This is a genomic window from Curtobacterium sp. MCPF17_003 (genome assembly GCF_003224385.1).
GTDB lineage: Bacteria > Actinomycetota > Actinomycetes > Actinomycetales > Microbacteriaceae > Curtobacterium > Curtobacterium flaccumfaciens.
On record NZ_QKLC01000015.1, the window covers coordinates 1 to 10,776 of the forward strand.

Below are 10,776 nucleotides of genomic sequence, written 5' to 3' on the forward strand. Positions count from 1 at the left end.
CGACCAGGCACGAGGTCAATCAATAAATTGGCATTGACAATGTGCACGCTGTTGAGTTCTCAAGGACCAGACGCACTTGCTCCTCGGCTCGAGTTCGAGCTTCAGCCACAAGGCTTGTGTTCTTGGCTTGCCACCGGTTGTTCGTCGGACCCGGAGGTCCAGTGGCTCATCCCGAGGGGAGAGAACCGGTGGGCTTGTCATCCTAGGCGTCGAAGCGATCCGGCGCAAGGCCCGATCTGAACTTCAGTGGAGGATGGTCCCGCTTGAGGGCCGGCGTGCTCTGGGCTTTCGCTCCAGCCGCTCCGCCGCACCTTTGGGGTGACGAGTAAGAACTATACGCAGCCCTGAGCGAGTGCGCCAAGCCGGCTCCCATCCCGGGCGTGTCGCTTTGTGCAACACACGTCGCCCGGACGCAGCGATGCCCGGTTCCACAGGGGAACCGGGCATCGCAGGGGGTCAGGCAACGGGGTCAGGCGAGCGTCACGCCGGCGAGGGTCTTCTTGCCACGACGCAGCACGAGCACTCCCCCGGGCAGGGCGAGGTCGGACAGCGGGGCGGCCGGGTCTTCGGCCCGGACGTTGTTCACGTAGACACCGCCCTGGTCGATCGCGCGGCGGGCTTCACCGAGGGACTTCACGAGCTCGGTCTCCACCAGTGCACGCGCGACGTCCGCTCCGCGCTCGAGTGTCACGGATCCGGGCAGCTCGGCGATCGCCGATCGCAGGGTCTCCGCGTCCAGGGCACCGAGGTCACCGTTGCCGAACAGCGCCGCTGCGGCGTCGATCGCTGCCCGTGTCGCCGCCACCCCGTGCACGAGCGAGGTGACCTCGAACGCCAGGGTCCGCTGGGCCTCTCGCCGGAAGGGTTCGTCGGCGACGGCCTGCGCGAGCCGCTCGATCTCGGCCCGCGTCAGGAACGTGAACTCCCGCAGTCGGGCGATCACGTCGGCGTCCGCCGTGTTGAGCCAGAACTGGTACAGCGCGTAGGGCGAGGTCATCTCGGCATCGAGCCAGATCGCGTTGCCCTCGCTCTTGCCGAACTTCGTGCCGTCGGAGTTCGTGATGAGCGGGGTCCCGAGGGCGTGCACCGTGGCACCTTCGGCACGACGGATGAGCTCCGTACCGGAGGTCAGGTTGCCCCACTGGTCCGAGCCGCCGGTCTGCAGCGTGCACCCGTACTGCCGCCAGAGTTCGCGGTAGTCGAGCCCCTGCAGGATCTGGTAGCTGAACTCGGTGTAGCTGATCCCCGCATCGGAGTTCAGCCGCGCGGCCACCGCGTCCTTCTTGAGCATCGAGTTGACCCGGAAGTACTTGCCGACGTCTCGCAGGAAGTCGATCGCGGACAACGGGGCGGTCCAGTCGAGGTTGTTCACCAGGCGGACGCCGTTGTCGCCGTCCGGACTGAGGAACCGGGACACCTGTGCCTGCAGCCGGGACACCCACTCCGCAACGGTCTCCGGCGTGTTCAGTGTTCGCTCCGCCGTGGGACGGGGATCGCCGATCAGACCGGTCGACCCACCCACCAACGCGAGCGGCTTGTGCCCGGCGAGCTGCAGCCGCCGCATGGTCAGGAGCTGCAGGAGGTTGCCGCAGTGCAGCGACGGCGCCGTCGGGTCGAAGCCGCAGTAGTACGTGATCGGCTCACCGTCGAGGGCCTCTTTCAGCGCGGTCTCGTCGGTCGAGACCTGCACCAGACCGCGCCACTGCAGTTCGTCCCACACCGAGTCGAAGGCCGGGTCGTTCTGCTGGCGCGTCAGGACGTCTTGAGCGGTATCACTGGACACCCCGCCATCGTAGCGGCGACGGACGTCCAGCAGGCGCGGCAGCCGGGAGGCCCGTGGCCGGGTTCACGAGTCCAGCGCGCCCTTGTGCCGTCGGTACGTCGAGACCGTGGGGTCGCCCGTCAGCCAGAAGCGCCAGGGGTACCGCACCCCGCCGGCGATGCCGCCGACGCCGGTGCGCGGGCCTCGGGAGATCCGTGGGACCGCAGCGCCCGCGGGCGGACCGGCCAGGGTCTCGGACAGGAGCTCGTCGATCACGTGGGCCGGTCCGGCGGAGGCGAGCCGGGCCTCCAGGCCGGGGGCCAGGGTGAGCACGAACGGACCGGACCCGTCGAGGAGTGACGTGCCGTCGTCCTGCCCGAGGACCGCTCCGAGCGCACCACCGAGGTTGCCGGGCCCGCGTGCCAACGCGACGTCCGCGACCTTCGAACCGCGACGCGCTCGCGCGACGTCCAGGCCCTCGACGACCTGCGCACCGCGCAGCAGGGAGCCCGACGAGGTGCCGGTCGGCCCGCTCACCACGTTGACGCAGGTGTGGATGCCGTACGAGCGGTAGGCGTACAGCGTGCCGGGCGGACCGAAGAGGTGGCGGTTGCGCTCCGTCATCCCCCGGTGACCGTGGGATCCGGGGTCGGTGGGGCCGGAGTAGGCCTCGACCTCGGTGATGCGGAGCGCCACGCCACGCCCTGCGATCGTCGCACCGAGCAGGGCCGGCGCGATGATCGGGGCGGGCTCGGCGAGCAGCGCGGCGATCCCACGGCTCATCGCGAGAAGGGCGCGCCCTCGGCCAGGTCGCGGACGCGGCGGGTGACGGACGCGAGCTGCTCGGCGACCCGGTCGGGTGCGGTGCCACCGACTCCGGACCGCGATGCGACGCTGCCCTCGATGGTCAGGACGGAACGGACGTCGGGCGTGAGGTGCTCGGACACCGACCGGTACTCGTCGTCGGTCGGCTCGTCGAGTTCGATGCCGCGCTCCTCGCAGTACCGGACGAGCGCGCCGGAGACCTCGTGCGCATCCCGGAACGGGACGCCCTGACGAACCAGCCACTCGGCGACGTCCGTCGCGAGCGAGAAGCCCTGCGGCGCGAGCTCGGCCATCCGGTCGGTGTCGAAGGTCAGGGTCGCGATCATGCCGGTGAACGCGGGCAACAGGACCTCGAGCGTGGCGACGGAGTCGAAGACCGGCTCCTTGTCCTCCTGCAGGTCGCGGTTGTACGCCAGCGGCAGTCCCTTGAGGGTCGCGAGGAGCCCGGTCAGGTTGCCGATCAGGCGCCCCGACTTGCCTCGTGCGAGCTCGGCGATGTCCGGGTTCTTCTTCTGCGGCATGATGCTCGAGCCGGTCGAGAACGCGTCGTGGAGCCGGACGAAGCCGAACTCCTTCGTGTTCCAGAGGATGATCTCCTCGGACAGGCGCGAGACGTCGATGCCGATCTGCGCGAGGACGAACGCGAACTCGGCGACGACGTCACGAGCTGCCGTGGCGTCGATCGAGTTGTCCGCCGGACGGTCGAAGCCGAGCTCCGCGGCGATCGCGGCGGGGTCGAGGCCGAGGGAACTGCCCGCCAGCGCACCGGCACCGTACGGGCTGACGCTCGCGCGGCCGGCCCAGTCGCGGAGGCGCTCGAGGTCGCGGACGAGCGGCCAGGCGTGCGCGAGCAGGTGGTGGGCCAGGAGCACGGGCTGTGCGTGCTGCAGGTGCGTGCGCCCCGGCATGATCGCGGCCGGGTGCTCGGTGGCCTGCTGGGTGATCGCGTCGACGAGGTCGATCACGAGCCGGCCGATGCGCCGCCCGTGGTCGAGCATGTGCATGCGACCGAGGGTGGCGATCTGGTCGTTGCGGCTGCGACCCGCGCGGAGCTTGCCGCCGAGCTCGGGACCGAGGTCGGCGATGAGCAGGCGTTCGAGAGCGCCGTGCACGTCCTCGTCGGAGTCGTCGGGCTGCAGTGCGCCGTCGGCGTGCGCCGCTTCGAGCCGGTCGAGGCCGGCGAGCATGCGTTCGAGCTCGTCGGCGGTCAGGTAGCCCGCGGTGTGCAGCGCTCGGGCATGAGCACGTGACCCCGCGATGTCGTAGGGCGCGAGCTGCCAGTCGAAGTGCGTCGACTTCGAGAGCGCGGCGAGGGCCGCACTCGGGCCGTCGGCGAAGCGGCCGCCCCAGAGGGCGCCGGTGTTGGTGGCGTCGGTCTTCTCGTCGGTCATGTCGTCCTGCGTCGTTTCGTCGGTACTGGGCGGGCCGGGGGCTGGGGCCGCGGGCCGTTGGTCGGTGCGCTGCGGCTGTCGGTCAGTTCGCCGCGTCGCGGCGGGCGGAGATCTTGCTGGGCAGTGACCAGAGCTCGATGAACCCCCTGGACACGGACTGGTCGAACGCGTCACCGGTGTCCGACGTCGCCAGGTCGAAGTCGTAGAGGCTCTGCTCCGACCGGCGGCCCGTCACGGTGGCACGCCCGCCCTGCAGCCGCAACCGGACGTCGCCGGAGACGTGCTGCTGGGTGTGCTCGACGAAGGCGTCGAGGCTGCGCTTGAGTCCGCCGAACCACAGTCCGTCGTAGACCAGGTCGGCCCACTCGGACTCAACGCCACGTTTGAACCGGGCGACGTCGCGCTCGAGGGTGAGGCTCTCGAGCTCCTCGTGCGCGGCGATGAGCGCGATCGCTGCCGGCGCCTCGTAGACCTCGCGCGACTTGATGCCGACGACCCGGTCCTCGACGACGTCGATGCGCCCGACCCCGTGCTTGCCGGCGACGGCGTTGAGCTCCTGCACCATGCGCAGCACGCTGAACCGCTGCCCGTCGAGGGCGACCGGGACACCGCGGTCGAAGGTGATCGTGACCTCGTCGGCCTGCTGCGGGAGCGCCGGGTCCTGCGTGGCCGCGTAGAGGTCGGCGGCGGGGGCGTTCCACGGGTCCTCGAGGAGCCCGGTCTCGACGGCTCGGCCCCAGACGTTCTGGTCGACCGACCACGGCTCCCGTTCCGAGTGCTGGATCGGCAGCCGGTGCTCCTGCGCGTACGCGATGGCGCGGTCGCGGGTCAGCGCGAGGTCCCGCACCGGGGCGACGGTCCGCAGGTCCGGTGCGATCGCCGCGACTGCTGCCTCGAAGCGGACCTGGTCGTTGCCCTTGCCGGTGGAGCCGTGCGCAACACTGTCGGCACCGAGTTGCTTCGCCGTCAGCGCGAGGTGCTTCGCGATGAGCGGGCGGCTCAGTGCCGAGACGAGCGGGTACCGCTTCTGGTAGAGCGCGTTGGCCCGGAGCGCCGGCACGATGTACTCGTCGGCGAACTCGTCCTTGGCGTCGACGACGAGTGACTCGACGGCGCCGCAGTCGAGCGCACGCTGCCGGACCGCCTCGAGGTCCTCTCCGCCCTGGCCGACGTCGACCACGAGTGCGACGACGTCCTTGCCGGTGGCGTCGCGCAGCCAGCCGATCCCGACGGAGGTGTCGAGACCGCCGGAGTACGCGAGGACGACGCGGTCAGCCACTGGTGTTCGGTCCGTCGGCTAGTCGTTGGCGAGCAGCCAGGCCAGCAGCGCCTTCTGGGCGTGCAGACGGTTCTCCGCCTCGTCCCAGATGATGCTGCGCGGGCCGTCGATGACGTCGGCGGTCACTTCGAACCCACGGTCGGCCGGCAGGCAGTGCATGAAGACGGCGTCGTCGGCGGCGTGCGCCATGAGCGCGTCGTCGACGCGGTACCCCGCGAAGGTGTCGAGACGCGACTGCTTCTCGGACTCCTTGCCCATCGACACCCAGGTGTCGGTGACGACCACGTCGGCACCCGCGACCGCGGCCACCGGGTCGGTCACCACGAGGACGGATCCGCCCGTCACGGCGGCGCGTTCCTCGGCGTCGGTGACGACCTGCGCCGAAGGGGAGAACTCGGCAGGGGCGGCGACGCGGACGTGCATGCCCGCCGTCGCCCCCGCGAGCAGGTACGACTGCGCCATGTTGCTCGCGCCGTCGCCGATGAACGCCACGGTCTGCCCGGCGAGGGCACCGCGGTGCTCACGGATGGTGAGCAGGTCGGCGAGGAGCTGGCAGGGGTGGAAGTCGTCGGACAGCGCGTTGACGACGGGGACCGTCGTGCCGGCGGCCATCTCCTCGAGCCCGGCCTGACCGTAGGTGCGCCACACGATCGCCGACACCATGCGCTCGAGCACACGGGCGGTGTCCGACGGGGTCTCCTTGCCGCCGAGCTGGCTGTTGGCCGTCGAGATGATCAGCGGGCTACCGCCGAGGTCGGAGATGCCGACGTGGAAGGACACCCGGGTACGGGTCGACGACTTGTCGAAGATCACCGCGACGCTCTGCGGACCGGCCAGCGGCTTCTCCGCCCAGCGGTCGGCCTTCATGCGGTCGGCGATGTCGAGGATCGCGGACTGCTCGACCTGGCTCAGGTCGTCGTCGCGGAGGAAGTGGCGGGTCATGCGGTGGGCTCCTGCGCTGCGGCGACGGCCGCGAGGCTCTGGGCGAGGATCGACAGGAACTCGTCGATCTCGGCGTCGGACACGATGAGCGGCGGCGCGATGCGCAGGCTCGACTCGTTGGGGGCGTTGATGATGAGGCCACGCTCGAGGGCGGCTGCGTTGACGGCCGGACCGATCGGACCGGTCAGACCGACGCCGATGAGCAGGCCGGTGCCACGGACCTCTTCCACCAGCGGGGAACCGATGGCGCGGATGCCGTCACGGATCCGCTCGCCCTTGACCACTGCGCCGGCGACGAGGTCGGCGCGCTCGATCTCCTCGAGCACCGCGTTGGCGACGCGGGTGCCGAGCGGGTTGCCGCCGAAGGTCGAACCGTGCTGCCCGGCCGAGAACAGGTCGGATGCCCAGCCGAACGTGACGAGGGCGCCGATCGGGAAGCCACCGGCGATGCCCTTGGCGACGGTGATGGCGTCCGGCGTCACACCGTGGCCCTGGAACGCGAACCAGTTGCCGGTCCGGCCGACACCCGTCTGGATCTCGTCGAGGATCAGCAGTGCGCCGTGCTCCGCGGTCAGTCGGCGTGCCGCCAGCAGGAAGCCCTCTGGCAGGTCGACCACGCCGGCCTCGCCCTTGATGGGTTCGAGGATCAGGGCGGCGACGGAGTCGTCGATCGACGCTTCGAGCGCCTCGATCGAGGTGTCGATGTGCTCGACACCCGGGATCATCGGCAGGAAGTCCTGCTGCAGCGCGGGTTTGCCGGTGAGCGCGAGCGCGCCCATGGTGCGGCCGTGGAAGCCCTGCTTGAGCGCGAGGATCCGGGTCTTGGTGCCGTCTGCACCCTTGTTGAGGCGGGCCAGCTTGAACGCGGCCTCGTTCGCTTCGGCGCCGGAGTTGCCGAAGTACACGCGGCCCGCGTCGCCCGCGCCGGTGATGCGCTTGAGGCGCTCGGCGAGTTCGAGCTGCGGCGGGGTGGCGAAGTAGTTCGACACGTGCACGAGCTTCGCGGCCTGGTCGGCGATCGCCTCGACGAGGGCGGGGTGCGCGTGGCCGAGCGAGTTCACCGCGATGCCGGCGAGGAAGTCGAGGTACTCGTTGCCCTCGACGTCCCAGACGCGGCATCCCTGGCCACGCTCGAGCATGATCTTCGGCGGGGTCAGGGATCGCATGAGCGACGCCCCGAACCGGTCGTTCCAGGTCTCGGTCTGCGTCTCGGTGCTCACTGCTGGTGTCCCTTCTCGTCCGTACCCGCCACGTGCTGGCCGGTACTGCTGTCGATCGACGGCGACGCCACGCGACGGCCGATCTCGGCGTGGGTCATCTGGTTCTCGGTTCGTCGGCTCGGGTCCGGGATCACCTCGGTGCCCGCACCCCGCAGGGTGAAGACCTCGAGCAGGATCGAGTGCGGGATCCGGCCGTCGATGATCGTCGCACCGCCGACCCCGCCGACCACGGCGTCGAGGCACGCGGTCATCTTGGGGATCATCCCTGACTCGAGGCTCGGCAGGAGCTCGCGGAGCTCGTCGACCGCGATGAGGTCGACGATCGAGTCACGGTCGGGCCAGTTGCGGTACAGCCCGGGGACGTCGGTGAGCATCATGAGCTTCGAGGCCCGGAGCGCGATCGCCAGGGCACCCGCCGCAGCGTCCGCGTTCACGTTGAGTGCCTGGTCGGGGTGCGCGTCGTCGATCGCGATGCTCGAGACGACCGGGATCCGGCCGGCCTCGATCGCGGCGAGCACGCCGGACGGGTCGACGTGGGTGATGTCCCCGACGTGGCCGAGGTCGTACTCCTGCCCGTCGACGACGACGCCCTTCTTCTCGCCGGTGAACAACGAGCCGCCGTCGCCGAACACGCCGACGGCCAGGCCCTCGCCGTGTTCGTTCACCAAGTCGACGATCTCGCGGTTGACCTCGCCGGCCAGGACGTCGCGGACGACCGTGATCGCCTCGGTCGTCGTGACGCGGTAGCCGCCGCGGAACTCGGACTCGATGCCCTGTTCCTTGAGGGCGGCGGAGATCTGCGGACCCCCGCCGTGCACGACGACCGGGTGCAGGCCGGCGTAGCGCAGGTAGACCATGTCCTCGGCGAAGGCGCGCTTCAGGTCCTCGTTCACCATGGCGTTGCCGCCGAACTTGACCACGACGACCTTGCCCGAGAAGCGCTTGAGCCAGGGCAGCGACTCGATGAGCGTCGCGGCCTTCACCGCGGCGAACTCGTGTTCTTCTTCCTTCGTGAGGGGCGTGCCGGCCCCGTTCGTGTCGGCCGCCATCAGCTGGAGTACGCGCTGTTCTCGTGCACGTAGTCGTGCGTGAGGTCGTTGGTCAGGATCGTGGCCGAGTGCGTGCCGACACCGAGGTCGATGCGCACGTGGGTGTCACGCGGGGTCAGGTCGACGGAGTCGCTCGGCTCGTCGGGTGCGCCCGCGTGGCAGACCCGGACGCCGTTCATGCTGACGTCCACCGCGTACGGGTCGAACTCGGCGTCGGTGGTGCCGATCGCTGCGAGCACCCGTCCCCAGTTCGGGTCGTTGCCGAAGACGGCCGCCTTGAACAGGTTGTTCCTGGCGACGCTCCGACCGACGGTCACGGCGTCCTCCTCGGTCGCGGCGTGCACGACCTCGATCGCGATGTCGTGGCTCGCGCCCTCGGCGTCCTGCTGCAGCTGGCGGGCCAGGTCGGCACAGACCGCGGTCAGGGCCTCCTGGAAGTCACCGACCTCGGGCGTCACGCCGCTCGCACCCGACGACAGCAGGACGACGGTGTCGTTCGTGGACATGCACCCGTCGGAGTCGACCCGGTCGAACGTGATGCGGGTGGCGGCGCGGAGCGCCTGGTCGAGCTGGTCCGGCGTCTGCACGGCGTCGGTAGTGATGACGACGAGCATCGTCGCGAGACCCGGGGCGAGCATCCCAGCGCCCTTGGCCATGCCGCCGACGGTCCAACCGTCCTCGGTCACGACGGACTGCTTGGCCTTCGTGTCCGTCGTCATGATCGCGGTCGCCGCATCGGGACCGCCGTCGTCGCTGAGTGCCGCGCTCGCCAGGTCGACGCCACGGAGCACGTTGTCGCGGAAGCTCTGGTCGCCCACACCGATGAGCCCGGTGGAGCAGACGACGACGTCGCCGGCTCCGATCCCGAGGGCGTCGCCCACGGCTTCGGCCGTCAGGTGCGTCGTCTGGAAGCCGAACGGGCCGGTGAAGCAGTTCGCGCCGCCGGAGTTCAGGACGACGGCACGGGCGACGCCGTCGCCGACGACCTGGCGGGACCAGATGACGGGGTGCGCCTGGGCTCGGTTGCTGGTGAAGACGGCGGCCACGGCCGCGTCGGGGCCGTCGTTGACGACGAGGGCGACGTCCGGCTTGCCGCTCGTCTTCAGGCCGGCGGTGACACCGGCGGCGCGGAAGCCCGCTGCCGCGGTGACGCCCTGGAGGCCCGGCTCGGTCTGGGTGGTCGTGCCTGCGTCGGTCACGGTGCGACTCCGTCCACGCTGAGGCCCGTGGTCTCGGGGAGACCGAGGGCGATGTTCGCCGACTGGACGGCGGCGCCCGCCGTGCCCTTGGCGAGGTTGTCGAGCGCGGTCACCGCGACGACGCGGCCGGCGGCCTCGTCGACGGCGATGCCGACGAGCGCGGTGTTCGCACCGATCGTGTCCGCGACCCGGGGGAACTCGCCCTCGGGCAGCAGGTGGACGAAGGGCTCGTCGGCGTACGCCTGTTCCCAGGCGAGCCGGACGTCGCGTGCGCTGACGCCGGGCGAGAGCTTCGCGGTGGTGGTCGCCAGGATCCCCCGCGACATCGGGACCAGGACCGGCGTGAACGAGATCGTCACATCGGAGGCTCCCGCGACCTGCAGGTTCTGCTGGATCTCGGGGACGTGCCGGTGCGAACCGCCGACGGCGTACGCGCTGGCGGACCCCATGATCTCGGAGGCCAGGTAGGTGGTGCTGAGCTTCTTTCCTGCACCGCTCGGGCCGACGCTGAGCACCGCGACGAGGTCGTCGGACTCGACGAGGCCGGCCTGGATGCCCGGCTGGATGCCGAGCGTCACCGCGGTGACGTTGCAGCCGGGTACCGCGATGCGCTTCGTGCCGACCAGGGCGGAACGCTGCTTGCCCTGCGACGCGATGTCGTCGACCTCGCGCCATTCATCGGCCGAACCCGGGGCGGGTGCCGCGAGCAGGAGCTCGGGCAGACCGTAGGTCCACGCGCCGAAGTAGTCACCGCCGTAGAACCGCTCCCACGCCGCCGGGTCCGTCAGACGGTGGTCCGCGCCGCAGTCGATGACGAGCGCGTCGTCGCCGAGTTCCGCGGTGATCGCACCCGACTGCCCGTGCGGCAGCGCCAGGAACACCACGTCGTGCCCGCGCAGCGTCTCGGCCGTCGTCTCCGCCAAGGTCAGGTGCGACAGCGAACGGAGGTGCGGCTGGGTCGCGATCAGGGGCTGTCCGGCGTTCGAGAACGCCGTCACCGTCCTGACCTCGAACTCGGGGTGGGCGGAGAGCACGCGCAGGAGCTCACCACCCGCGTAGCCGGAGGCTCCCGCCACGGCGACGGATACGGACATGGGATTCCACCTTTG

General features: G+C 70.5%; 9 protein-coding genes. All 9 read right to left on the minus strand.

Features of this window, described 5'->3' with window-relative positions; all coding sequences use genetic code 11:
* Positions 1-469: 469 nt before the first annotated feature.
* Positions 470-1,783, minus strand: a complete 1,314-nt coding sequence (tyrS, locus tag DEJ30_RS14075; protein WP_258369964.1) for a tyrosine--tRNA ligase — start codon at positions 1,781-1,783, stop codon at positions 470-472.
* Between the two features lie 63 nt (positions 1,784-1,846).
* Entirely contained in the window at positions 1,847-2,545 is a 699-nt protein-coding gene (locus tag DEJ30_RS14080) for a DNA-3-methyladenine glycosylase (RefSeq protein WP_110862351.1), read from the minus strand.
* Positions 2,542-3,978, minus strand: coding sequence for an argininosuccinate lyase (gene argH / locus DEJ30_RS14085; RefSeq protein WP_110862352.1), 1,437 nt, complete (start codon positions 3,976-3,978; stop codon positions 2,542-2,544). The genes DEJ30_RS14080 and argH overlap by 4 nt, the downstream gene beginning before the upstream one ends.
* Positions 3,979-4,060: 82 nt before the next feature.
* Complete coding sequence (locus DEJ30_RS14090; protein ID WP_110862353.1) at positions 4,061-5,257, minus strand: argininosuccinate synthase; 1,197 nt, start codon at positions 5,255-5,257, stop codon at positions 4,061-4,063.
* Between the two features lie 18 nt (positions 5,258-5,275).
* Complete coding sequence (gene argF / locus DEJ30_RS14095; RefSeq protein WP_110862354.1) at positions 5,276-6,199, minus strand: ornithine carbamoyltransferase; 924 nt, start codon at positions 6,197-6,199, stop codon at positions 5,276-5,278.
* Complete coding sequence (locus DEJ30_RS14100; RefSeq protein WP_027466545.1) at positions 6,196-7,419, minus strand: acetylornithine transaminase; 1,224 nt, start codon at positions 7,417-7,419, stop codon at positions 6,196-6,198. Before DEJ30_RS14100 ends, argF begins: the two co-directional genes overlap by 4 nt.
* Positions 7,416-8,468 (minus strand): acetylglutamate kinase, encoded by a 1,053-nt coding sequence (gene argB, locus DEJ30_RS14105; RefSeq protein WP_071405141.1) that lies wholly within the window; start codon positions 8,466-8,468, stop codon positions 7,416-7,418. The genes DEJ30_RS14100 and argB overlap by 4 nt, the downstream gene beginning before the upstream one ends.
* Entirely contained in the window at positions 8,468-9,667 is a 1,200-nt protein-coding gene (gene argJ, locus DEJ30_RS14110) for a bifunctional glutamate N-acetyltransferase/amino-acid acetyltransferase ArgJ (protein WP_110862355.1), read from the minus strand. Before argJ ends, argB begins: the two co-directional genes overlap by 1 nt.
* Positions 9,664-10,761, minus strand: coding sequence for an N-acetyl-gamma-glutamyl-phosphate reductase (locus DEJ30_RS14115; protein WP_110862356.1), 1,098 nt, complete (start codon positions 10,759-10,761; stop codon positions 9,664-9,666). Before DEJ30_RS14115 ends, argJ begins: the two co-directional genes overlap by 4 nt.
* Between the last annotated feature and the right edge of the window lie 15 nt (positions 10,762-10,776).